Below are 24678 nucleotides of genomic sequence, written 5' to 3'. Positions count from 1 at the left end.
TCTCTCCTCTTAGTTGTTGGACTCGACGGTTGCGGCGGTGTCGGCCGCGTCCTCGAGCTGCAAGTTCAATAGCTTCATGCCGTATTCCGGCACGTTGATATCGATGGGTTGGCCATACAGGTCACCAGGACGAACAAAAGCGAGCACCGTCATAATGCGCGCCATGGCCTCGGGCGATTCGGAAAGGTCACGCTCAAACCAGCGCTGAATCATGCCGACCTCGGCACTCACGACGTAGGTGACGTAGTAGTCAAAGAACGTGCCCAGCGCCAGGCCCAAAATGCCCGTCTGCGCACGCGGCACCACAGCCTCACGCGCAGTGTCGATAATCCTTTTAATGAAGGCCTGGTCGCCGCCCGGCCCCAGCAGCGCACCGATTAAGTCGCGGTTGGCCGCAAGATAACGCAGCAGCTCAACCGAACCGGGCGCCGGCTCGAGCTCATCGATATTGTGATAGAGATCAGGCAGCTGAGCTGCGGTAATGAACTCAATGCGCTCACGGATCTCGGCCAGCAAGCCGTCCTCGATTTGATTGATAAAGTCGGGGATATCGCGGTAGTGCGAATAGAACGTGCGACGCGTAAGGCCAGCGCGCTCGGTGAGCGACGCGACATTAATGCGCGAAAGGTCGCCGCTTTCGGCAAGCTCGCTGGCAAGCGCCTGGCGAAGGGCACGCTGCGAGCGAAGGGACCGGCGATCGCATTTCTCGAGCTGGGACAAGCGTCCTCCTTGTTACTCAGCCTGTGCGCTATTGCACAGTGCGAGTATTATTGCACACCGTGTGTATCAACACGTAAAGGCAATATTTGGAATGTGACGAGGGGGCAGTCTCTTTGTCACATTATTCGATGACGGTGCGGGAGTTTTGCTTGCGCATGGTGGCGAGCATGTGTTTGGGGACGGCGTGGACCATGCAACTGCCGATAGTTGCGCTCGCGGCGGCCTTAGCTGCATCGCTAGCGTTTTTGGTCGCGTAGCTGTGGCGGAAGCGTTTGAGCATGGCGATATCGTTGCCGCCGTCGCCGTAGACCGCGACCTCGTCCTCGGCAATACCGTAGTAGCCCGCCAGCCATGCCACGCTCTCGCCCTTGTTGCACGCCACGTCCGTAATTTCGAACATCACCGGATCGAACGGCGCGTTGACCACGCGGTCCGAGCGCTCGGCCAGATACGCCTTAAGGTCGCACTCCAGCTCGGGCGAGGTCACGCGACAGTTGATCTTGCACACATCGTGGCGCAGGATGTCACCGATCGACTGGTCGAAGTACTGTTCCTCGTGGTACCCGCCACGCGCACGCATGCCGCGCATCACGATGCGCTTGATAGGGCTGTCTTTTTTAAAGCCCGCCTGGTGCATCTCGAACGATCCGCTCGAAAACATGCCGTCGGGCGTGGAGCAGTCAAAACAGATATCCGGAAACTCCTTGAGCAGCTCCTCGGTGATCTGCGGATCGATGGTCCAGGTCTTGAGCACCTCGCCATGACTGTCGCGCACGATGGAGCCGTTAGAGCAGCAGGCATCGAGCGCCAGCCCCGTAAAGCCATGCTCGCCGATCGGCAGCGTCGAGCGTCCGGTCGCGGGAACCACATGCAGGCCGGCCTCGGTCAGCTCGCGAATGGCACGGCGGATGGTCCCATCCGCCTCGTGCAGGGCGTTCAGCAGCGTTCCGTCTAAGTCACTCGCGAACATCTTGATCATGGGCGTGCCTCTCCTTCGTCTGCACGATATTGTAGACGAAGGAGAGGCATGCCCAAACAATGCCGTCCCGGCGCGGCGGGCCACTGCCTCCGCAAATTCACGGTGCCCCAGCACGTTAAGACAATCGCCGCAAGCGATTTTTCAGCCGATAAAACAGAGCCGTCGTCAACGTCAGCACCGCCAGCATGCCTGCGAATACAATCGCCGGTGTCCATCGATCATATGCAACCCCGTACGTCAATTGGCCGATAGGTGTTGCGCAGGAAAGGACCATGTAAACGACCGAAAGCACTTTTCCGCAGAGCTCAGCCGGCGCTACCCGCTGAACAAACGCGATGATTTCAACCGACGCAATGCTTGCCCACACCATGATCCATGCCGAACCAACCGCAAACACGGTGAACACGCATACATCTGCGCCGAACAGTAGCGTAACGATAATCGGTACGACTCCAAAACAGATCCTCGCAACATATCGACATATGCCATTGAGAGAAAAGCGATGCGGCCAAATGCTGACCAAGCCACTGCCAGTAAGACCACCCAAGCCCAGAGCAACCTCAACTATCCCAACGCAGGACGATTGCATGCCGAGATGCTTTGTAACAATAATGGGAGCGCCAATCGTTAGCCCAACCAACGCAAGGTTCAAAACGGCCGCAAGCAAAATCACAGCGACCAATGATGCATTTTGCAACAGATACCGAATCGACTCCCAAAAATCGTTTCGGTATGTCGTACGAGTCGCGCCGTCTCCCATCGTTTCAGATGAGGCATTTTGTTTGATTGCGACCCCAAACAAGAGAGCTGAAATCGCAAACGCCACCGACGCGGTTGCGCAAAGAGCATCGATGCCAAAGCACCCATAGACTGCCGTCCCGACCACAGGACCCGAGATATTGCTCACCATGGTCACCTGCGAAACCAATGCAGTGGCCCGCTCAACCTTCTTTTCACCCGCCATGTGCACCGTCTCAATTTGGAGCATTGGCTTTAGCAGCGATTGAACACCATATTGAACACAAAGTATCGCTACTACGACGACCGCAAGAGGCAACGAGCGCTTCATGGGGATAGACAGCAGCGATGCAGTCATCAGAGCAATGCCAAGGGCCACGAGGACCTCGCGATGTCTTCCCCTATCCGCCAAGATTCCGCCAACCGGAGTTGCGAGTACGCCGGGTATGAATGCCGTCGCCACGACGACGCCATATAACGTTGACGATCCACTGCAATCGAACAAGTAAAGTGGATACGCAAAGCACAGCGCCGACAGCATCGAATACGTGCACAGCTGCGCAACCAGAAGTTCCGCGAGCCTGATTGACCGCACTGTTTTTGATTTCAACGAGACGCCGACGTCTCTCAGCCCAGCCATAAGCCCACCCCCTATACATACCACTAGTATGTATTTAATGACTTGAAAAGGGCAGCCGTGGCTACCCTCACAAATCAATTACATACCGTTGGTATCTATATTACCACCCAGCGCGGTCCCATACGTCCCAAATCCGTGCCGTTGTCTGGAGCACTTCCTCGCCCAAATCGAGTCCCACCGCAGCGGCCATCTGCGCCAGACATTGTGCACGAGCGAGCATTCGCTCCTTGGGCTCGAGCGGACGGAACAGTGGCAGCAACCAGAGATTCGCCAGCAACGATACGGCCTCCGCCGCTTCGCGCGGGCATTCGCACGCAATGGAGCCGTCGGCGATGCCCTCCTCGATCACTGGCAAGAGACAGCCATCGGCTGACTCGTCAAACGAGCCCTGGTACTGCATCGCCAGTAGACGCGAGCTTTTTACCGGATCCGCCGCAGGATGCATGCGTGCCCATAGCTCAATTTGCGGAACAACGGACTCGGGCGCGTACAGCCGCCTGAGCTTTTGGGCTCCGGTCATATTACCGACGCCAAGCATCGAGCGGCGGTGCTCAACAATCGGAGTCATCGCCCGATCAAACGCGGCGTTGAAAATCTCTTCTTTGCTCTTGAAGTGATGATAGACAGCGCCCTTGGTCATGCCGTCGAGACGGTCAACGATATCTTGAATACTCGTCCCCTCATAACCCTGTGCGCAGAATAGCTCCAGTGCCGCGTCGAGAATCTTCGCGACCGTCTCCTCGGGATATTTATTGCGACCCATAATCCGCCCATCCGCAACGCAAGTCTTGTGCCTCATTGCAGCATTTTAACGTTGCGGATGGCAGGCGGTCGATCCTACACCGCGGCGGGGCCGTGTTCGCCGGTACGGATGCGGATAACTTCCTCGACCGGCTCAATCCAGATCTTGCCGTCTCCAACGGCGCCGGTACGGGCGGCGTTGCAGATGATGTCGACAATGCCGTCGACATGTTCATCGGCGCAGATGAGGGTGAACTGCACCTTAGGGATCGTGTTGACAAGCAACTCGTTGCCGCGCACGTATTCCTTCCAGCCATGCTGCGCGCCGCAGCCCTGCACCTGGTTGATAGTCATGCCGCGAACATCAGCAGCAAACACCGCGTCTTTAAGAACCTCAAGCTTTTCCTGGCGCACGATAGCCGTGATCTTTTTCATAATGAATTCCTCTCAAAAATCAACGTATCCCTTTACATGAGACGCGGGTTTCCCAGGTGCCGCAAACCAACCTCAGAAATCAAAAAGTTCAACTGACTGGTCTTAGCAGGTTTCCCAAGTGCCGCAGATTGCCGTGAAAGAGGAGCGAAGCGTACTTAAGTACGTGAGCGACGATTGAACGGCAAGGTGCGGTGCTTGGGGAAGCTGCTAATCGAGTCCGGAGAACGAAGGATAAGCGCTCTCGCCGTGCTGACTCGCATCCAAGCCCAGCGCCTCATCGGCCTCGTCCACGCGCAGGCTGCCGCGGAACAGCGCCTTGACCACCGCGGCAATCACCAAGTCGAGCACCAGCACAATAGCGACCGTCACCACAATGCCCAGGATTTGCGAGATGAGCAGCGACATGTCACCCGTGTAGAACAGGCCGCCCTTACCGGTCCACGAAAGCTCCGGCACGCAGAACAGGCCCGTGAGCACGCCGCCCAAGATGCCGCCGATACCATGGCAGCCAAACGCGTCGAGCGCATCGTCGTAGCCGAACTTGGTCTTGAGATGGCTGATGGCCAGGTAACAGACGGGAGAGACGATCAGGCCCATGACCAGCGCCGCCCACGGCTCGACAAAGCCCGCGCCCGGCGTGACCACCACAAGGCCCGCAACCAGACCGGTGCTGGCGCCCACCAGCGTGGGACGACCGGTGTGCACGCGCTCGACGGCAAGCCACGAGACCATGCCCGCCGCGCTGGCCGTCACGGTGTTGAGGATGGCGAGTGCCGCCACGGCGTCGGCCTTAAACTCGCTGCCGCCGTTAAAGCCAAACCAACCAAACCAAAGTAGACCGGCGCCCAGCGCCACAAACGGCACGTTATGCGGACGGTAGCTCACCATGCCAAAGCCGCGACGACGGCCGAGCATTAAGCAGAGAATCAGGCCCGTGAGACCAGACGAAATGTGTACCACGTCGCCGCCGGCAAAGTCGAGCGCGCCGATGATGTCGCCGATAAAGGAACCATCGCCGCCCCAAACCATGTGGGCGAGCGGCGCATAGACCACGAGCAGCCAAATGCCCAGGAAGGCCGTCATGGCACCAAACTTAACGCGGCCTGCCAGACTGCCCGTAACGATAGCGGCGGTGATCATGGCAAACGCCATCTGGAAGGCGATGTTGATGATCTGAGGGTAGACGGCACCGCCCGCGGCATTGCCCTCGGCCGCCTGCAGCACCTGGTTGAGCACCGGTAGGCACAGCAACTGGTCAAGGCCTCCAATAAACGGACTCGAGCCGTCGCCGCCGTAGGCCAGCGACCAGCCGGCAACAATCCACAGCACACCAACCAGGCCAATGGCGCCAAAGCACATAAGCATGGTGTTGATGACATTTTTGCGCCTAGACAGACCGCCATAGAAAAACGCCAGGCCCGGTGTCATTAAAAACACGAGCATGGTGCAGATGAGCATAAACGTTGTCGATCCCGTATCGTACATTCGTCCCCCTTGGTCGCATGAACGTTGTCGGCGCCCATAATGCGGCCGAGGGGCAACTGGTGTAGACCAGATACGGCGTTGTTAAACGCTGCGTTGTCGAATGGAAACGGTGCCGCAATCTTGGAAACGGCGCGGCAACGGGCGCGAAACGAACGGGAAATACGCGAGCAAGGAAGCCGTGAGCGCGCCCGCCCCGCCTAGCGCCGGAACAGCTCGCGAGCTCGGTCGCGGAGATCGGTGGCCCGGATGACGCCCTCGTAGCGATTGATGCGCAAGCGCGGAAAGGCATTGAAGAAGCGCAGGTCGCGACGACTGAGCGACACACTCGGCACCGGACGGCTCATGCGCTTGCCGGCAAGGCGACGACTGAGCGACGGACGCGGCATGCTCGGCGCGGCATCGGCAACGCGGCGGGCAGCAAGCGCCAGGCCGCGAGCACCATCCGAGATAAACGTCGGCATCGAAGCCTTCTCGCGCAGGGCATCGAGCGCCGCGTCGCCCAGCTCGGCCAGCCAAGCGTTAACGGCGCGACCGCGGATATGCGTCTGCGCCACCGAGTCGATCGCCGAATCGGGAATACGTTCGAGCATAGAGTCGGAGGCGTCGGCAAGCGACTCATTGATGCGGTCGGCAAGGTCGGCACGCACACGCTCAAGCTGATCGGACAGGCGGCGCCAGCTGGCCAACGAGCACACCGCATCGACCATCATCGCGACCGCGACGATAAAGGCGGACAGCCGCACAATCAGCACCGGCAGATGGCCAAGCAGCCCCAGCAATGCCGGCTCCACTAAACGGCAAATACACAACGCACCCAAGCCAAATGCGCAGGCCCAGTACAGGCAGATGCGTCCGTGCAGGTTAAACGGCAGATGCGAGTAATCCCAAAACCGGGCACCCGTCGTTTTTTCCAACAGCACGCCCACGCTATATTCGATCACGCTGCATACGAGCGCGGCAGCGACAAACTGGCTCGAGGCGTCTGGGATTCCACGCAGCAGCAACCAGCACGCGATGCCGCCCGCACCGTAGATGGGACAACACGGCCCTAGCAAAAAGCCGCTGTTGGCAAAGCGTCCGTGGTTGAGCATGGCGCAGACTGTCGACTCCCATACCCAGCCGCAAAAACCGTAGAAGGCAAACGAGAGTACCAGCGCCGAGAGCGGACAGGCGGCAAGCGTCGCGCCGTCAAATGCCATGTCGATCGCGGTTCCCACCGTCTACCCACTCCTCTTTTCGTTCGATTCTTTGCTCGAGCCGTCACTCGACCCCTCGTTCAAATCGTTCGCGCCGCCTTTGCGCGGCAGACGGCCGGCAATCGTCTCGCGCAGCGCGCACCATTTATCCGCCAGGCACACAATCCATGCCTCACGACACGTCGGCGGCACCGGTACCAGCGGAAACATATGCCGTACGATAATATTCCGCTCGCGCGGCGTCAGCTCAAAATCTTCCTCCGCACGCGCCAAGGCAAAAAACGGGTGGCGAAAGCCATGCAGCCGATGGCTTGGGTCGGGATCGTGCCAGTCATAGAGAAAGTAATCGTGCAGCAGGGCCCCGCGCAGCAGCGATAAGCGGTCGACGGAGATACCGACGCGGCCCAGGCGCTCGGCAAAGGACAGACTTGCCCGCGCCACCGAGGTCACATGTGCATAAACCGTCACATCGCCATGTTGGATAAACTCATGCATCAGGTCCAAGCGGCCCGCCTGGGCAAGCTGACGGGCGGCATCGTCGACCTCGCGCGCGATTTTCTCGGCACGAACGGTATCGGACATGCGGCCTCCTTCCGGCGGCGCTCGGCGGCAAGCCGCAGCCTGCACGCAATGAATAAAATCATCATGGAACTTATCAGTATGGCATCGGACAAAACGTTTTGCCCCACCAGTTGGCGAATTACCGCGCCGCCGTCACATATCAAACGCCAAAATGTGCGAGACTGTCTTGTGCAATTGTGCCGGCCGAGGGAGTGCCGGCGCACGATTCGCATGGAGTAACCCACAACGATGCTGCTTACGCAAACGACAACGCCCGAGGACGTCAAGGCTCTCGATCGCGCCGAGCTTCCGCTGCTCTGCGGCGAGATCCGCCACGCCATCCTCGAAAGCTCCGCCGCCGTCGGCGGGCACGTTGCCCCCAACCTGGGCGTCGTTGAGCTTACGGTTGCGCTTCATCGCGTGTTTAACTCCCCCACCGACAAAATTGTCTTTGACGTATCGCACCAGACCTATGCCCACAAGGCGCTGACTGGGCGCGCGTACACTTATATCGACCCGGCACGCTACGGCGAGGCCTCTGGCTTTGCCAATCCCGACGAGTCCGAACACGACCTGTTCGCCATGGGCCACACCTCTACATCGGTGAGCCTGGGCTGCGGCTTGGCGCACGCTCGTGACCTGGCGGGCGATGCGTACAACGTCATCACCATCATTGGCGACGGTTCGCTTTCGGGCGGTCTGGCGTTTGAGGGCTTCAACAATGCCGCCGAGCTCGACAGCAACTTGATCATCGTCGTCAATGACAACGACCAGTCCATTGCCGAGAACCACGGTGGCCTGTATCGCAATCTGGCCGAGCTGCGCGCCAGCAACGGCACCTGCAGGCGCAACGTTTTCCGCGCGATGGGGCTCGACTACCGCTATTTAGACGCCGGCAACGATGTGTTGGCCCTCGTCGACGCGCTGCAGGAGCTGCGCGATATCGATCACCCCATCGTGCTGCACGTCTCGACCGCCAAGGGCAAGGGCTTTGAGCCAGCCCAGAGCGACCCCGAGCGCTGGCATCATGTAGGTCCGTTTGACATGGCGACTGGGCGCAAGCTCTGCCCGGGCCATCCGAGCGAGCCTGCGCCGCGCACCTATGCCGACATTACGGGCGAGGCCCTGAGCGCTGCCATAGAGCGCGATCCGCAGGTTGTGGGCATCACGGCCGCAACGCCCTACATCATGGGCTTTACGCCCGAGCTTCGCGCCGCGGCAGGCAAGCAGTTTGTTGACGTGGGCATTGCCGAGGAGCACGCCGTGACCTTTGCCACCGCGCTTGCGCGCTCGGGCGCCAAGCCAGTCTTTGGTGTGTACGGCACGTTTTTGCAGCGCGCCTACGACGAGCTGTGGCACGACCTGTGCCTCAACGACGCCCCCGCAACCATCCTGGTATTTGGCGCGTCGATCTTTGGCACCACATCCGAGACGCATCTCTCGTTCTTTGATATTTCCATGCTGGGCGGTCTTCCCAACATGCGCTACCTGGCGCCGGCCTGCATGGAGGAATATCTATCCATGCTGAGCTGGTCGCTCGACCATCGCGAGCATCCTGTGGCGATTCGCGTGCCCGGCATTGGCCTGGTAAGCCGCCCCGACTTGGCGCCTGCCGAGGACGCCGATTACGGTGTCGCGCGCTACAACGTGGTGCGCCAGGGCCGCGACGTGGCCGTGCTCGCGCTTGGCGACTTCTTTGAGCTGGGCGAGCACGTGGCAAATCGCTTGGCTGCCGAGTACGGCATCGAGGCCACGCTCGTCAACCCTCGCTTTGCAACCAAGCTTGACCGCGAGTTCCTCGACAGCCTTGCCGCCGAGCATCGCGTTGTCGTCACCCTCGAGGACGGCATCTTGGACGGTGGCTGGGGCGAGCGTGTCGCGTGCTACTTGGCCTGCACGCCCGTGCGCACGCGCACTTTTGGCATCGCCAAGGGCTTCCCCGACCGCTACGACCCCAACGAGTTGCTCGCTCAGAACGGCATGACGGTCGAGAACATGGCCGCCGAGGCCGTAAGGCTACTCAACGAGTAAAAAACCTCCGCAAGGGAAGCACCCCTGCGGAAGTTTTTATTTTTGAGCTCAACTATCTCAATCTGTAACATCTAGGGCCCGAATTCCCGTCTAACTGTTACAGATCTATACAAGACGTCTTAGTCCCTGACCTTTGTCTCAATCTGTAACAGATAGAGACCTTCTGGCCGTCTACCTGTTACAGATCGAGACATTCGAATCCCCCTGAAGAGAAAATCTCAATCTGTAACAGTTACTCGGCAAAAATGGCTGCAGATGTTACAGATCGAGACAAAACAGCAAGGCATGCCGCTGCATCGGCCAGAACCACCACAAAGGTGCCTGTCCCTTTTTGGTAGGTAGAATAACCCATAAGGTAAGTATGTTTCTGAGTTATTTCGTGTTGACCCATTTGAGTGGGATAGGGTATAACTCTACTCAACCGCTAGGGATTTTATTGAGAAAGGTGTTCTACCATGAGCAAGAACCTCTCCCAGCAGGTCGTTCTCGACCGCCGCGGCTTCGTCGCCGCCACCTTCGCAACCGTCGCCGGCCTTGGTCTTGCCGGCTGCTCCGACACCAGCACCGAGGCCGACAAGGGTTCCGCCGGTTCCTCCAAGAGCTCCGAGGATACCGAGGTTTCCGCCACGCTCGACGCCAAGGCATTCGACAAGCTCGTCAACGACGGCCCCAAGGCCGATGACGACGCCATCGCCGCCAGCACCTGGGCTACGGCCGTCAAGGATGCCGGCGTCTTTACGATTGGTGGCGTCCAGACCTCCACGCTCTTCTCCCTCCTCAACGAGAAGGACGGTCAGACCCGCGGCTTCGACGCCGGTATCGCACAGCTCCTGTCCAACTACATTCTGGGCGAGAACAAGGTCGAGATCACCCAGGTGACCTCGGACACGCGCGAGTCCGTCCTGCAGAACGGCCAGGTCGACGCTGTCTTTGCCACCTACACCATCACTGACGAGCGCAAGAAGCTCGTCTCCTTTGCCGGTCCCTACTACTACACCCAGCAGGCTATCCTGGTGCTCGCCGACAACGACGACATCAAGAGCGTCGACGACCTGGCCGACAAGAACGTCGCCGTCCAGTCCGGCTCCAACGGCCCCGCCATCTTGGAGGAGTTCGCTCCCAAGGCCAGCCAGCAGGAGTTCAAGACCGACGAGGAGGCCCGCCAGGCACTCCAGCAGGGCCGCGTTGACGCCTACGTCATCGATAACAACATGCAGCAGAGCGCCCTGGTCCGCGAACCCGGTAAGTACAAGATCGCCGGCAAGTCCTTCGGCAGCAAAGAGCCCTACGGCATCGGCCTGCCGCTCGATTCCGACGGCGTCGCCTTTGTCAACGACTTCCTTAAGAAGATCGAGGACGACGGCACCTGGACCGAGCTGTGGCAGATCTGCATCGGCGACCGTACGGGCGACACCAATGTTCCCGAGCTGCCCGAGATCGGCGCCTAGGCAGCGAACCTAGTAACGGCCGCTACGAAACCATATGGAAACGCGCGATGCGCTTTATTGCGCTAAACTGTTTCCTCACTGAGTTGTCGGGGCTTCCGTACACACGGGAGCCCCTTTCCTTACCGGCGGGAGGTCCGCATGAGTCTCTCCGAGCTCTGGTCGCTCTATGGCCAGAACTATATCGACGCGTTGCTAGCAACCTGGGGTATGACGCTCGAGTCGTTTGCCATCGCCATGGTACTGGCTGTCGCTGTCACCGTGATGCGCGTGTCGCCGCTCAAGCCGCTGCGCGTCTTTGGCGACCTGTATGTCCAGGTCTTCCGTAACATCCCCGGCATCGCGCTACTCATCATCGTCGTCTATGCGCTGCCGTCGCTCAAGGTCGTCCTGCCCTACCGCACCTGCGTCATCGTCGCCACAGTGCTCTTGGGTTCTGCCTTTGGCTCCGAGAACTTTATGAGCGGCATCAACACCGTCGGTGTCGGTCAGGTGGAAGCCGCCCGCTCGCTGGGCATGAGCTTCAGCCGTATCCTCGCCAAGATCGTGATTCCGCAGGCGCTGCGCTCGAGCGTGCTGCCCATGACCAACCTCTTTATCGCCGTCATGCTCACCACCGCGCTCGGCAGTCAGGTGCCGCTTAAACCGCAGGAGCTCACCGGCGTGGTGAGCTACATCAACACGCGCTCGCTCGGCGGCGTCGCCGCGTTCTTTATCTCGGCGCTCGGCTACCTGGGCACGGCCTTTGTGGTGAGCCACATTGGCAACTATATCGATAAGAAGGTGAGGATCCTCCGATGAGCAAGCACTCCACCTCCGCGCTCACCATGCGCGATGCGCTCTACGAGGCTCCCGGCCCCAAGATGCGCGCCAAGATTCGCGTCGGCACCGCCATCTCACTTGTTGCCGTGGCCGCGCTCATCGCTCTGGTACTGCAGCGCTTTTATGTGACCGGCCAGCTTTCGGTCCATTACTGGTACTTCTTTACGCACCTCACCACCTGGAAGTTCCTGCTTGCCGGTTTTGAGGGCACGGTAAAGGTCGCGCTCACCGCCGGCGCCATCGCGCTGGTACTGGGCTTAGCCCTCATGCTCGGCCGTACCAGCGACATCAAGCCGCTGCAGCTGGTCTGCCGCGTGCTCACCGATTTCTTCCGTGGCGTGCCGAGCCTTCTGTTCATATACTTCTTCTTTTTGGTGCTGCCTCAGTACAAGATTTCACTGCCGTCGTTTTGGATGCTCACGCTTCCCGTCGCGCTCGCTGCAGCCGGCGTACTTGCCGAGATCTTCCGCGCCGGCGTCAACGCCGTGCCGCGTGGTCAGGTCGAGGCAGCCCAAGCGCTCGGTCTCTCCAAGGCCAAAATCACCTTTAAAATCGTATTGCCCCAGGCGATTCGGTTTATCATTCCGTCGTTGATTTCGCAGCTCGTGGTCGTAGTCAAAGACACCACCGTCGCCTACGTGGTGAGCTACCCCGACCTCATGCAAAATGCCCGCGTGCTCATCACCAACTACGACGCGCTCGTATCAGTCTATCTGGTGATCGCGGTCATCTACATCCTCATCAACGTCGCGATCAACAAGGCCGCTGTCTACGTTTCGCACAAGACCGGCGCGACCATCATCCGCTAACGCTTTACCATTTCGAGTCATAAGGAGCCGAGCACCATGGCACAGAGCACCTCATCCACCGGCAATCAGCCGTTGATCGAGCTCAGGCACGTCGATAAGCACTACGGCGATCTGCACGTCCTCAACGACATCAATCTCTCGGTCGACCGCGGCGAAGTCGTCGTTGTGATTGGCCCCTCGGGCTCGGGCAAGTCGACCATGTGCCGCACCATCAACCGCTTGGAGACCGTCGACTCGGGCGAGATTCTCATCGAGGGCGAGCCCCTGCCGCAGGAAGGCAAGGATCTTGCCCGCATGCGCGCCGAGCTGGGCATGGTGTTTCAGCAGTTCAACCTATTCGCACATATGACGGTGCTGCAGAACGTCATGCTGGGACCGGTCGACGTGCTGGGCGTCTCCAAGGACGAGGCCCGCGAGCGCGCCATGGACCTGCTGAGCCGCGTAGGCGTTGCCGAGCAGGCCGATAAGGTGCCCGCACAGCTCTCGGGCGGCCAGCAGCAGCGCGTGGCCATCGCCCGTTCTCTTGCCATGCAGCCCAAGGCCATGCTCTTCGATGAGCCCACGAGTGCCCTTGACCCCGAGATGATTAACGAGGTGCTCGAGGTCATGGTGCGCTTGGCGCAGCAGGGCATGACGATGATCGTCATTACGCACGAGATGAACTTTGCCCGCCGCGTGGCCGACCGTGTCGTGTTTATGGCCGATGGCCAGATCGTGGAAACCGGCACGCCCGACGGGTTCTTCGACCACCCCCAGACCAAGCGCGCCCAGGACTTCCTCAACTCCATTAAGGGCCACTAGCCAGCCACCCCGTGGGACAAATCCATTGAAAGTGTTGTCCTACGTCTCTCATGCGCCCTGTCACCTTTAGATTCGAAAGCAACACCTATGATCGGAACTCGCACTTCATCGTCATACACCCCGCACGTCGACGTCGATCCCGCCGACCGCCCGCTCATCCTCGTCGCGCCGCGTTGGGAAGAGGCAAAGCCGTTTTTAAGCGAGACGCTCTCCCCCAACGAGGAAATCGCAAGTGTCTTTGTCGATGCCATCCTTGCCGCCGGCGGCCTGCCGCTGCAGATGTCCATCACCGAGGACATTGAGGTCATCCGTCATTACGTCGACATCGCCGACGGCATCGCCATTCCCGGCGGCCCCGATGTCAATCCCAAACGTTGGGGCGATGATCGACCCTACGACCCCACCCTCTGCTGCGAAATCCGCGATAGTTTTGAGTTTAAGCTGGTCGACGAGGTACTCCGCGCCAAAAAGCCGCTCTTTACCACCTGCCGCGGCACGCAGCTGCTCAACGTCGCCACCGGCGGCACCCTGTGCATGGACGTGCCGAGCCTGGGCGCGCGCGAGGGCCGCACGCAGTGGCGCCATACCCACGTGCTCAACGACCCTGTGCATCCTGTCGAGGTCGTGCCGGGCTCGCTGCTGGAGCGCGCGGTTGGCGGGCACAGGCTGATCCAGACCAACTCCGCACACCACTGCTGCGTCGATCGTCTGGGTAAAAGCACGCGCTTGGTCGCCAAGGCAACCGACGGCGTGCCCGAGTGCATCGAAGTCGAAGGCCAGCCGTTCTGCCTGGGCGTGCAATGGCACCCTGAGTACACGTGGAAGACGCTCGAGACCGACTTTGACCTGTGGAAGTCGTTTGTCGAGGCAGCGGCCAAGGTTAAGCGGGCTCGCTAGCTCGCGAATCACACAGGCTTAAACCTTCCATGCCAGGGGGGGGCGGACACCAGCCACGGTGCCCGCCCCCCTGTATTTGATACGCTCGGTATGTTTATCCCTCACAAACAATCAAAGAAATCTCGACCACAATCGGTCGACCGTAAAGCAGATGGCAAAAACGCTTGCTACGTTTATGAGGCAGTCAATTAAAATCGAAACGCATTGACCGTCCCCCAACGGGGTCACGCCGCAAATCCACATGAGCATCGAGGCTGGAAGCGGAAGCATGGAATTGGCCCCGATCTGTATGTAGATCGCTACAACGTTGACAAGCAACAGCATGCCAATCGGACCGAAGCCGGACCCAAAATAGGAAACAACGATTACGCAAGAAACCACGTATGCAAGGCAGGCGGCGGCAGCAAGAACAAGTCGATAGCAAAATACATGCAGGTTGAAATACTGCTGAGCATCCAAAACGATCGCGCAGTTAAGACAGTACAAAACGACACTCGTCAGGATAAACGCGCCCAAAAGGGCGAAAGAAGACAGCATCGCTCGCGCAACGATAGCGCACACACGCTTCCCTCCCCGGGCCTCCGACAGCCCCCACGGTTCCTCGACAAAGCCCGAACTGACAAAGCGCGGCACAATACAAGCAGCAATGAACGGAAAGAACAATGCATGAGCCAACGGGGCTACGTTGAACAGCAGACCGCGAAAAACCTCTGCATTACCAAATAGAAGGACATCCTCCGCCGATAGCGGAAGCGTCGGGTCTGGGAAAAAGCCCAAGAAACTGTTCTCACGGAGGCTACAGAACCACATCGGGAAAGAATTAAGCTGCAATATCACCATGTGCGCATAAATTACCAGGATTAAGGCGTACGCCCATTTGCTCACATGCTTCAATTCTGACTGGAGAAGTCTTTTAATCTGACGAGCCATTGAGCACACCCCCAGCGCGAAAGCTCAAGAGAGCGTAAATCAATACCGATAGACAGCTGGCTGCCACGCCATATCCCAGAAGCGTCAGCTGCCCCATATCGCTATACCCAAGGGCACATCCGACTCCAAGGTACAGCCCCGGAAGGAAGAAGATCCATCGCAAGGATGGTATAGGTGCCTGAAGGAAGGCTCCGTAGAGCGTCAAGCTCATGACAAATCCGACTATCACCACGGCCCCGCTCAATACAGCGCTGCCCGTTATCCGATAGATGGTCACCGTCTCCAGCGCAACCGATATCACCAATACGGCGTTGACTATCATTGCAGGCAAAAATACAGTTAGTATGTTGTGCGAGTAGTTATGCCCTCCACGTATTATGGCTATTGCAAAAAGAAGAAGGCAAAGCGCACTATACGCTGCGCCAATTATTAAAGCAGACGAAAATGCATGGGCTAGAGCCCCATAAAAGCGGTTGAGACCTCTTGCCGAAGAAATTCGGTGCCCCTCTTTATAGCCATGCTCCTGTAAAAGCACCAAACAAACGATGAGTGGAACGAACAGGGATGTACCGGCAAAAGCGCTGCGCACAAGGGACTCATCGGGTGCAGAAGGATCGATTACATTCCAGATGAAACCAATATCCTCCCCAAAAACGCTATTGCCACAGGCGAGCAACGTTGTTCCGTTTTTTAGAAAGATGCCGAAGAGAAGGCCGAACGCCAGCATAAGCGCAAGACCAAACTTCGCCGGAAATATCCTGTGCAAACGCATCATATCTGCCTTTATGGGATGGATCGCCCGCTTCATAGCGAGACCACCTTCACCAAGCGCCTGTAATACTCTTTTAGGGACGACGCCTCATCCCTTATGACGTCCATCGATTCCTTTTTTATCAGTTCGCCGTCATGAATAAACAGGCAGCTTGTTGCAACCGATGCCAACTCATCCAAATCATGGCTAGAGATGAGCATGGTCTTACCCTGCTCTCGATTCAATCGACCGATAAGGGCCCATATACTCTCGATGCCCAACGGATCCAATCCATTTGCCGGCTCATCGAAAATTAGTACGTCGGTGTCGCCCAACAAAGCCGTAGCTATATCCAGTCGCCGTTTCATTCCCAGAGAAAAACTGCTCACGCTCTTTTTCTCATCGGCATCCAGTCCAACTAGGCTCAAAACGCGAGGAATCTCACAATTCTCATCAAGCCCCCATTCCGCACATCGAATCCGAAGATTTTCAGCCGCGCTGAGGGATTGGTATGCTCCGCTGGAATCTGGCACATAGCCGACACGCGTCCGCATCAGGCTCAGCTCTTTTTTCGACTTGCCTCCAAAGAGTTCCACGCTCCCCGACGATGGCTCGCAGAGGCCCAGCACTATTTTAATAAGCGTGCTTTTGCCCGCCCCGTTTGCACCAACAAGGGCGCAAAGCTCAGATTGATTCACCTCAAAGGAAACGTCATGCAACACACGCCGTTTTCCATAGCGCTTTGACACCTTTGATAGCTTTATCGCTGATGCGTTCATTGGCCTCCCGTTCCGCTTGATAGCAAAACCGCTCATATCGTTCCTTCTTCCCTTTATCGTTTTTCATTGTTGTTATTGTTTTTCGATAACTACTATTTATCAAGATAATCTAAAAGAAAGAACCCGTGTTAGACACGGGTCCCTTCACGCTGATATTTCGTTTTAGTTGTTCGCCTTAAGCTACTCGTCGCTCAAATCGACAGCGAAGACTGATGTCGGAAGCGATGCCTCATTGCCTCCGCCATCCCGCATCTGCCTAACGGCATTTTTCGCGCGCTCGACAATAAGCTCCTCAAGCTCCCTCTCGCTCACGCGCTGAATAATATCTCCCGGTTGACAATCAAGCTCATCACAGATTTCGAGAAGCGTCTTAAGGCGAATAGCTTTTATTTTTCCGTTTCTTAGCTTTGAAATATTAGCCGGAGTATGCCCCGTCGCCCGAATCAGATCAGCGCTGGTCTTTCCGGTCTTAAGCAGCTGCGTCTCAAGCTCGATGATGAGATAGCTCATGTTTCCTCCTACACAAGCTCGTCAGACTGCTCTTGGAGCAGCGAGGCATAACTCCAGATCGCCGAGATAAACAGACAGACAACTGCGCCGATAACCGACCCCGCATCAAAGGTAGCGCCTTGGCAAATCTCAATAACGAAGGAATGAGGCACGATGTAAAGCTCCAGTCCGCCAATGGTGAGATTGACCGATTCATAGGCACCAACAAACGAAACCACGGCGTTAACAGCAAAGGCAAGCGCGAGAACACGGATAAGCCGCACATGCGCCTTGGTAAAGGGCGAGACGCCCCGAGAGATGTTATGGCTGATTCCGCACAAAACGACAAGCGAAACGCCCACGACGAGTGCCAGGCACAGCCCGCTTGGGATAACGATGCTCCCGCCATCGAGAAGCGTCACGACACCGAAAGAATCGACAGAAACAACGTTTGCAACCGCATACCAGATCACGTAAACAACCAACGCGGCAAAAGCGATGAGCATCCCTGCAAAAACGGTTGCCATGCAAAAACCAAGCTTCCTGATATTTTCGCCCGCCTTGGCCATACGCTGAACGCTGTTGGACATACACTCACCCTCATCGACTCTATCGTTATTCGAACAGTTTATCGAACAACGATATGGATTGCATGCGGAAAGCCCCGCCAGTGCGCATAGCCCATTCACTAATCAGAAGGGGTGAGAGTGGATTTTGGACACGTATCGAACGAGAGTGGATAATCTCCCACTTTGAGGCCGCCACCGGGCCTAAAACGGGAGATTATCCACGCTCATAGTCATCAAGGCTCACAGCCTCTTACTCGGCCGCCTCGCGCAAGGCCGACATCGTTGCCGCATATTGCTGCTGCAGCGCATGCATTCCCTCGCGAGCGCCGTCAACGGCATCGGCGCCGCGCAGCGCTTCGGTCACCACAACCGCCGGCTCGTACAGATTATCGAATCCCAGGTTCTGGCTCACGCCCTTGAGCGTGTGCGCTGCCATAAACGCACCTTCGGCGTCTCCTGCCGCCATGGCGGCCTCCAGCTTGCCCATGCTCTCGTCATCCAAAAACTTGAGGGCAAAGCGGGCAAGCATTTCCCCGCCCATCAGCCGAGCGCACGCGTCGTCATAATTAGCGCCGATCTTCTCATACGCCTCACGCATGGAAATCATGGATTAAAAACTCCTTTGGTCAAACTAAATCGTGGGAAACGCGACGACGTCGGCGGGGCGTGCCAACGTCTCGGCAATTTGGTCTTGCACCTCGAGCAGGCAATCGAGCAGCAGCGGGTTAAAGGTGCCGCACTTACCGTCCAGGATCATCTGGATCGCCTCCTCGTGCGGGATAGCGTCCTTGTACACGCGCACGCTCGTCAGTGCATCGTACACGTCAGCCACCGAAACCACCTGCGCGGCGATGGGAATTTCGTCGCCCTTAAGGCCATCGGGATAACCCTTGCCGTCCCAGCGCTCGTGATGCCAACGCGCAATCTGGTACGCATATTCCATAAGCGCATTGCCGGCGTGATGGCTGCCCAGCTCGAGCAGCATGTTGGCGCCAATCGTGGTATGCGTCTTCATAATCTCGAATTCCTCGGGCGTGAGGCGCCCGGGCTTGTTGAGGATCGCATCGTCAATCGACATCTTGCCGATATCGTGCAGCGCCGAAGCCAGGGCGATCGTGGAGCGTTCCTCATTGTCGAGGGAGATCGTGCCGCTACGCTGGACCAGATAGCCAAGCAGCAGCTCGGTCAGCTTTTCGATGTTCGTAACGTGCCTACCGCTCTCGCCGTTGCGAAGCTCCATGACGCCGGCCATGATGTCGATGAGCATGCGACTGTTCTTGACGCGCTCGTTGTACTGTTGGGACAGCAGGTTCGTCAGGCGGCGCTGTTTGGCGTACAGGCGGATGGTGTTGCTTACGCGGCGGCGCACGACACGGGAGTCAAACGGGCGGTTGATATAGTCTGAGGCGCCCAGCTCGTACGCGCGCAGAACCGCATCATCGGAATCTTCGCTCGAAATCATGATGACAGGCAGATTATCGATACCCGATCGGCGCGACAGATCGGCCAGCACCTCAAAGCCGCTTATGCCCGGCATCACAATGTCCAGCAGCACGAGCGACAACTCATCGCCATAGCGGTCGACCATGTCGAGCGCCACACGACCGTTATCGGCCTCGAGGATGCAATGCTCGTCCTTGAGCATCTCGCTGAGAATGGCTCGGTTCATCTCGGAGTCATCGGCGATAAGCACCAAAGGCTTTTCGCTTTGGAAGGCCTCGATGGAATCGGCATCGGTCACGACCGTACCGGCTTTTGCCTTAGCGCGGCTCAGTAACTGAGCAGCGCGGCCAACGCCCTCATCGACCGTCTCGCCATGAATGCGAACGCCACCAACACATGCCGTCAAGCTCACGTACTCATGGCCCGGAATAATCGTGGAATGAACGGCATCGGACACCTGATGCAGGCGACGGGTGAAGTCATCGGAGGGAATATTGGGCATGACAACCACAAACTTGTCGCAGCCATAGCGCACAAGCTCGTCAGTCGAACGGATTCCGCTGCGTATGGCTGTCGCCACAGCACCGAGCGCAAGGTCGCCGGCATGACGGCCACACGTATCGTTGAAGGCCCTAAAATCATCAACGTCGATCATCGCAACGCCGGCATTCATGCGGGCGCTGCGAAGCTTTTCCTCGTAATATCGGCGATTGCGCACGCTCGTCAGCACGTCGGTGTAGACAAGGTCCTCTTCCGCGGCCTCTTGCTCATCAATCGGACGCACCATCAGCAAGACGTGAGGCTCGCCCTCGACCTTCAGAGGGCGTAGACGGGCGCGGTACTCAGTGCCATCATTGAGCAGTTGCTCCGACACCTCATCGGAGTCTGCCAAAGCCTCAAGACTCGACTGACGCAGACAAGGGCAGCGATCGCCGGCGAGCAAGCAGTTAGGCTCACTCTTAATCTGATCGGCCGACAGTAAACGCACCACGGGGTAGGTCTTCGCGACGCGGGCGACCTCGACGGCAGCCTCCTCGTCGGTTAGATTGACCTCGTGAGTATTGAGCATATGGGGCCCTTTCGATAGTTTCGCATGGAGCGGTGGGTTCCAAATGTTACAAGGGTAACACCTTGTCGATGCAGGTAAGTACGTGAATGCTGCCACATTCTTATGAGTTGGCAGACGGCGCGATTGAAGCCGCAGACGCGAGGTTTTGAGCACGTTTGTTAATACGGCCGAAACGTTTGCGGATGAAGCCTGCTTTGGCTATTGCGGATGCTAGAGCCCCAGGATGCCACGGACAGCCCGGGCAGCCGCTGCCGGGCGATCGCGCAGACCGTTATGCGCGCCCGGGATCGTCACGAGAGGGCAATCGAGATATTCGGCAGCCGCTCGCGTGCCAGCCTCGCGGGGCGTGCCAATCGAGAGCTCGCCTAGGAGCACGGCGGCCACCGTTTTCGACGCGCGAACGCTATCCCAATCGGGAACGCAGGTCATAGTAATCCCGTATTCGTTTGCCATGAAACTGCGGCCGTTGCGCAGGGCATGCTTGGCTTCTGCCTCGGTCGTTCCAGGAGCCTCGGGGTCCAAGTCGCCGAGGGCTCCCAAGAAAAGCCGGAGCGCCCTTGAAACCTTTCCAGCCGCAATCATATCGAGCAAAACCGGAGCTGCGCCCATGCCGACGCCTTCGGCCGACACAGCCGGCTCATGCAGAATCGCACGGGCGACGAGATGGGGTTCAGTGCGAAGAAGCTCCAGCGCCACCAACGTACCGGCGCTGTGCGCAAGCACATTTGTCGGAGCGCCAACGTGTTCGATCACGGCCTGCAGGTCGGCGGCCTGAGCGGCAAGATCATAGCTGCCGTCTGCCGCTTCGCTGCTGCCACCACAGCCGCGGCGGTCGTAGGCAATTACGCGGTAGTTGCGGCTGAGCTCACAAGCGATGCCGTCGAAAAATGTGCCGTCAACACAAGCGCCGTGCACGCACACCAAGGCAGGAGTATCAGGCGACACATCCGGGCCGGCATATTCGCGACAGGCAATCGTGGTGCCCGCATTCTCGACCGTAAAATCCATGTTGTGCCCCCATCATCAATGCCCATCCAATTGCACGTCAGTACGGCTGAATGGTCCCGCATTGCCTTACGACTTGTTAACAGATTAACTGTACCCGACCCGAGGCTTTTCATGGCACGGCATCATGAGCGACGTGAAAAAACGAAACTTGTAAAGCAAGAGCCCGCACCTCGCTTTGGAGCCGATGCTATGCTTAGGCGCAATAGTCTTGAGGAGCATATGCCTATGTCTACATTTTTGAATGCCAGCCCCATCTTTGGACCCGTTCGCAGCCGTCGCCTTGGTCTCTCGCTCGGCGTCAACATGATGCCGGCCAGCGGCAAAATCTGCACGTTCGACTGCATTTACTGCGAAAACGGCCTCAACGCCGAGCGCCCCTGCCACGAGCCGTATAACACGGCTGCCGTGGTGCTCGATGCACTCGAGGCAAAGCTGCGCGAGATGGCAGCCGAGGGCGAGCTCCCCGATGTGATCACCTTCGCAGGCAACGGCGAGCCCACCGCCGCACCGGAGTTTCCGCAGGCCATTGCCGGCGCCGTCGCGCTGCGCGACGAGCTTGCCCCAAACTCCAAGATCGCCGTGCTCTCCAACGGCACGCGCGCCGACCGCCCCGAGGTGCACGACGCGCTCATGATGGTCGACGACAACATTCTTAAGCTCGATACCGTCGACCCGGCGTTTATCCAGCTGCTCGACCAGCCCGTTGGCCCCTATGACGTCGAGCACCAGATCGAGACGTTCGCAAGCTTTGACGGTCACGTCATTATCCAGACGATGTTTTTGAGCGGTGAGTACCGGAGCAAGTCTCTCGATAACACCGGCGAGGAGTACGTTGCCCCCTGGCTCGCGGCGCTCGAGCGCATTCGTCCGCAGGAAACGACCATCTACACGGTGGCACGCGAGACGCCGGTCGCCGGCCTTGCCAAAGCAGCGCCCGAGGTGCTCGACGCCATCGCCGCGCGCGTCCAAGCCCTCGGCATCCCCTGCCAGGTGAGCTACTAGCAAAACCACGCAGCAGCTAGTGTCAGCCATCCCGCTCCATCAGTTGCGGTGATATAGTTCCTATTTGTGCTGTTAAACCGCTTAAATCGGAACTATATCACCGCAACTTTTATGGACACGTGGGTGGGCTATACTAGCTGCGGATGAAAGGAAGTTAGCCATGTATGACAAAGGACCCGTGCCCGGCCGCAACGACGCTTGCTGGTGCGGCAGCGGCAAGAAATATAAGAAATGCCATAGCGCCTTCGACGAGCGCCTCGAGCGCCTGTGGGAGGAGGGCTGGGAGGTTCTGCCCCGTACGCTCTACAAGACTCCCGCCGATATCGAGGGCATCAAGCGCTCGGCAGCCATCAACGTGGGCGTGCTCGATTATGTGGGCGAGCATATCGCCGCAGGCATGACCACCAACCAGATCGACCAGATGATCTACGACTACACCGTCGAGCACGGTGGCACGCCGGCCGACCTCAACTACGAGGGCTACCCCAAGAGCGTGTGCACCTCGATCAATGATGTGGTCTGCCACGGCATTCCCTGCGATACGGACGTGCTGCACGAGGGCGACATCATCAACGTGGACTGTTCCACGATCCTAGACGGCTACTTTAGCGACTCGAGCCGTATGTTCTGCATCGGCGAAGTCTCGGCCGAGCGCCAGCGCCTGGTCGACGTCACCCGCGCCAGCGTGGAGGCGGGTCTGGCAGCCGTCAAGCCATGGCTGCCGCTCTCCGTCATGGCCGAGGCCGTGCAAAAGACGGTCGAGGACGCCGGTTTTAGCGTGGTGCGCGAGTACGGCGGACACGGCATCGGTAAGGAGTTCCACGAGGACCCGTTTGTGGGCTTTACCACCGAGGCACCCGATGTGGACACCATCATGGCTCCGGGCATGGTCTTTACCATCGAGCCTATGGTCAATGCCGGAGCGCCCGACATCAAGATTAGCAAGGGCGATGGTTGGTGCGTGCGCACCAAGGACGGCAGCGATTCGGCCCAGTGCGAGGTACAGCTCGTGGTGACCGAGGACGGCTACGAACTGCTCAGCTGGTAGCCGTAGATGCGCCGGATGCTGACGGGCACGCTCGTCTTGCATCCGGCGTTTTATTTGAACGTTTTGCCCGATAAAACCTGCCAAAATAAACCTGTCCCTTTTTGGTAGGCTGAGCGGAGAGGACTGCTTGTGAACATCCTGGTTTTGCTGCCCGTCAACGACCGCCATCGCGCAATTCTTGAGTCGAGCGCTCCGGGCGAGGACTTTATCTACACGAGCTCCGACGCTATCACGCGCGAACAAGTCGTCAACGCCGACGTGATCTTGGGCAACATAGACCCTGCCCTGCTTACCGCATGCGAGCACCTCCAGCTGCTGCAACTACAGACCGCGGGCTATGACGATTACTTGGCCGCCGGCACCGTGCCAGCCGACGCCAAACTGTCTTGCTCGGTGGGCGCCTACGGCCAGGCCGTGAGCGAGCACATGTTTGCCATGGTCCTTTCCATGATGAAGCGTCTGCCTGGCTATCACGACTTGCAGCGCGAGCATCGCTGGGAGGATTTGGGGCCGGTCACTTCGCTCAAAAATGCCAATGTGCTCGTGCTGGGCGCGGGCGATATCGGCGGCCACTTCGCCACGCTCTGCCGCAGCATGGGTGCACACGTCCGCGGCATCAAGCGCCATCCGCTCGTCTACCCCATCGTGTTTGAGGACATGGACGGCATGGACGCCCTACCCGAGCGCCTGGCCGAGGCCGACATCGTCGCATCCTTTATGCCTAGCACACCCGAGACCCGCTGCCTGGCGAACGCCGAGTTCTTTGCCGCGATGAAGCCGGGCACCTTCTTTGCCAACGGCGGCCGCGGCGACCTTGTGGTTGCCGACGACCTGGTTGCCGCCCTGGAGTCGGGACATCTCGCCGGCGCCGCGGTCGACGTCACCGACCCCGAGCCGCTGCCTGAGACAAGCCCGTTGTGGGATGCCCCCAACATGCTCATCACGCCGCACGTCTCGGGCTGGTTCCACTTGGAGGCTACGCTCAACAATGTGGTCGACATCGCCGCGGAGAATCTGCGTCACCTGCAGGCCGGCGAGACCCTGCGCTGCTGGATCGAGCACTAATTGTTCCGGCGTTTTGCCAAACGCCGGAACCCCTCGACGCTGCGAGCCCCATGGGTTCCGCCGTTCTAACGAACGGCGGACCGGTCGACGCTGCGAGCCCGCCGTTTGGCCAATCTGCCGTTCAATTTCAAAGGCGCGACCAGAAGGTCAGCGCCTTTTCATTTCACGGCACCTTGGCTCAAACGGCAGGCTCTCGCTGACTTTTGCTCAACCTGTGGGGTCTTC

General features: G+C 58.7%; 25 protein-coding genes. 9 read left to right on the top strand and 16 right to left on the bottom strand.

Translation table 11 applies throughout. The features are described from left to right. Positions 1-9: 9 nt before the first annotated feature. The 8 genes from DXD24_RS02065 to DXD24_RS02030 all read right to left on the bottom strand — a co-directional run bounded on the left by DXD24_RS02065 (position 10) and on the right by DXD24_RS02030 (position 7516). Positions 10-720, bottom strand: a complete 711-nt coding sequence (locus DXD24_RS02065) for a TetR/AcrR family transcriptional regulator (protein ID WP_117563829.1) — start codon at positions 718-720, stop codon at positions 10-12. Positions 721-841: 121 nt separating this feature from the next. Continuing rightward, on the bottom strand, positions 842-1699 hold the full coding sequence (locus DXD24_RS02060; RefSeq protein WP_117563830.1) for an HAD-IIB family hydrolase: 858 nt from the start codon (positions 1697-1699) through the stop codon (positions 842-844). A gap of 115 nt (positions 1700-1814) precedes the next feature. Next, positions 1815-3077 carry an MFS transporter gene (locus tag DXD24_RS02055; protein WP_117563831.1) on the bottom strand — a complete coding sequence of 421 codons (1263 nt, stop codon included), beginning with the start codon at positions 3075-3077 and terminating at the stop codon, positions 1815-1817. Positions 3078-3177: 100 nt separating this feature from the next. Then, entirely contained in the window at positions 3178-3840 is a 663-nt protein-coding gene (locus DXD24_RS02050; RefSeq protein ID WP_158548909.1) for a TetR/AcrR family transcriptional regulator, read from the bottom strand. Positions 3841-3914: 74 nt separating this feature from the next. Next, positions 3915-4253, bottom strand: coding sequence for a P-II family nitrogen regulator (locus DXD24_RS02045; protein ID WP_117563833.1), 339 nt, complete (start codon positions 4251-4253; stop codon positions 3915-3917). 207 nt (positions 4254-4460) lie between these two features. Beyond that, entirely contained in the window at positions 4461-5738 is a 1278-nt protein-coding gene (locus DXD24_RS02040; protein WP_117563834.1) for an ammonium transporter, read from the bottom strand. A gap of 197 nt (positions 5739-5935) precedes the next feature. After that, entirely contained in the window at positions 5936-6955 is a 1020-nt protein-coding gene (locus DXD24_RS02035; RefSeq protein WP_233502303.1) for a putative ABC transporter permease, read from the bottom strand. 3 nt (positions 6956-6958) lie between these two features. After that, a complete protein-coding gene (locus tag DXD24_RS02030; protein WP_117563835.1) occupies positions 6959-7516 on the bottom strand; it encodes an HD domain-containing protein in 558 nt (185 codons plus the stop codon). Between the two features lie 228 nt (positions 7517-7744). Between DXD24_RS02030 and DXD24_RS02025 the strand changes: the two genes are divergently transcribed. The 6 genes from DXD24_RS02025 (at position 7745) to DXD24_RS02000 (ending at position 14300) form a co-directional block, all read left to right on the top strand. Further along, positions 7745-9526, top strand: coding sequence for a 1-deoxy-D-xylulose-5-phosphate synthase (locus DXD24_RS02025; protein WP_117563836.1), 1782 nt, complete (start codon positions 7745-7747; stop codon positions 9524-9526). Positions 9527-9981: 455 nt separating this feature from the next. Continuing rightward, positions 9982-10974 (top strand): glutamate ABC transporter substrate-binding protein, encoded by a 993-nt coding sequence (locus DXD24_RS02020; RefSeq protein WP_117563837.1) that lies wholly within the window; start codon positions 9982-9984, stop codon positions 10972-10974. Positions 10975-11112: 138 nt separating this feature from the next. Beyond that, positions 11113-11772, top strand: a complete 660-nt coding sequence (locus tag DXD24_RS02015; RefSeq protein WP_117563838.1) for an amino acid ABC transporter permease — start codon at positions 11113-11115, stop codon at positions 11770-11772. Next, the gene (locus DXD24_RS02010; RefSeq protein ID WP_117629933.1) at positions 11769-12602 is read left to right on the top strand and encodes an amino acid ABC transporter permease; all 834 of its coding nucleotides are present in this window, start codon (positions 11769-11771) and stop codon (positions 12600-12602) included. Before DXD24_RS02015 ends, DXD24_RS02010 begins: the two co-directional genes overlap by 4 nt. Positions 12603-12638: 36 nt before the next feature. Continuing rightward, positions 12639-13403, top strand: coding sequence for an amino acid ABC transporter ATP-binding protein (locus DXD24_RS02005; RefSeq protein WP_117563840.1), 765 nt, complete (start codon positions 12639-12641; stop codon positions 13401-13403). An 87-nt stretch (positions 13404-13490) separates the two neighbouring features. Next, positions 13491-14300, top strand: a complete 810-nt coding sequence (locus tag DXD24_RS02000; RefSeq protein WP_117563841.1) for a gamma-glutamyl-gamma-aminobutyrate hydrolase family protein — start codon at positions 13491-13493, stop codon at positions 14298-14300. Between the two features lie 111 nt (positions 14301-14411). Here the strand turns inward: DXD24_RS02000 and DXD24_RS01995 are convergent, their stop codons facing one another. From DXD24_RS01995 to DXD24_RS01960, 8 genes are all read right to left on the bottom strand, one after another. Next, positions 14412-15230 (bottom strand): hypothetical protein, encoded by an 819-nt coding sequence (locus DXD24_RS01995; RefSeq protein ID WP_117646018.1) that lies wholly within the window; start codon positions 15228-15230, stop codon positions 14412-14414. Then, positions 15214-16038: a hypothetical protein gene (locus DXD24_RS01990; RefSeq protein ID WP_117646016.1), complete on the bottom strand. Its 825-nt coding sequence runs from the start codon at positions 16036-16038 to the stop codon at positions 15214-15216. Before DXD24_RS01990 ends, DXD24_RS01995 begins: the two co-directional genes overlap by 17 nt. Next, positions 16035-16796: an ABC transporter ATP-binding protein gene (locus DXD24_RS01985; protein ID WP_117563844.1), complete on the bottom strand. Its 762-nt coding sequence runs from the start codon at positions 16794-16796 to the stop codon at positions 16035-16037. Before DXD24_RS01985 ends, DXD24_RS01990 begins: the two co-directional genes overlap by 4 nt. A 144-nt stretch (positions 16797-16940) precedes the next feature. Further along, positions 16941-17270 (bottom strand): helix-turn-helix transcriptional regulator, encoded by a 330-nt coding sequence (locus tag DXD24_RS01980; RefSeq protein WP_117563845.1) that lies wholly within the window; start codon positions 17268-17270, stop codon positions 16941-16943. 8 nt (positions 17271-17278) lie between these two features. Then, the gene (locus DXD24_RS01975; protein ID WP_147324130.1) at positions 17279-17818 is read right to left on the bottom strand and encodes a hypothetical protein; all 540 of its coding nucleotides are present in this window, start codon (positions 17816-17818) and stop codon (positions 17279-17281) included. Between the two features lie 250 nt (positions 17819-18068). Next, positions 18069-18425, bottom strand: coding sequence for an Hpt domain-containing protein (locus DXD24_RS01970; protein ID WP_199407877.1), 357 nt, complete (start codon positions 18423-18425; stop codon positions 18069-18071). Positions 18426-18449: 24 nt separating this feature from the next. Beyond that, positions 18450-20330: a diguanylate cyclase gene (locus DXD24_RS01965; RefSeq protein ID WP_117646014.1), complete on the bottom strand. Its 1881-nt coding sequence runs from the start codon at positions 20328-20330 to the stop codon at positions 18450-18452. Positions 20331-20540: 210 nt separating this feature from the next. After that, a complete protein-coding gene (locus DXD24_RS01960; protein ID WP_117563848.1) occupies positions 20541-21338 on the bottom strand; it encodes an alpha/beta fold hydrolase in 798 nt (265 codons plus the stop codon). 225 nt (positions 21339-21563) lie between these two features. Between DXD24_RS01960 and DXD24_RS01955 the strand changes: the two genes are divergently transcribed. The 3 genes from DXD24_RS01955 (at position 21564) to DXD24_RS01945 (ending at position 24453) form a co-directional block, all read left to right on the top strand. After that, on the top strand, positions 21564-22340 hold the full coding sequence (locus DXD24_RS01955) for a radical SAM protein (protein ID WP_117563849.1): 777 nt from the start codon (positions 21564-21566) through the stop codon (positions 22338-22340). Positions 22341-22500: 160 nt separating this feature from the next. Beyond that, positions 22501-23388, top strand: a complete 888-nt coding sequence (gene map, locus DXD24_RS01950; RefSeq protein WP_055286839.1) for a type I methionyl aminopeptidase — start codon at positions 22501-22503, stop codon at positions 23386-23388. Between the two features lie 129 nt (positions 23389-23517). Beyond that, positions 23518-24453, top strand: coding sequence for a D-2-hydroxyacid dehydrogenase (locus DXD24_RS01945; RefSeq protein ID WP_117563850.1), 936 nt, complete (start codon positions 23518-23520; stop codon positions 24451-24453). Positions 24454-24678 lie beyond the last annotated feature (225 nt).

Origin of the sequence: Collinsella sp. TF12-2AT (genome assembly GCF_003436735.1) — a bacterium.
Taxonomy (GTDB): Bacteria; Actinomycetota; Coriobacteriia; order Coriobacteriales; family Coriobacteriaceae; genus Collinsella.
Note: the sequence above shows the minus strand (reverse complement) of the source record. Positions and strands in the feature narration are given on the sequence as shown.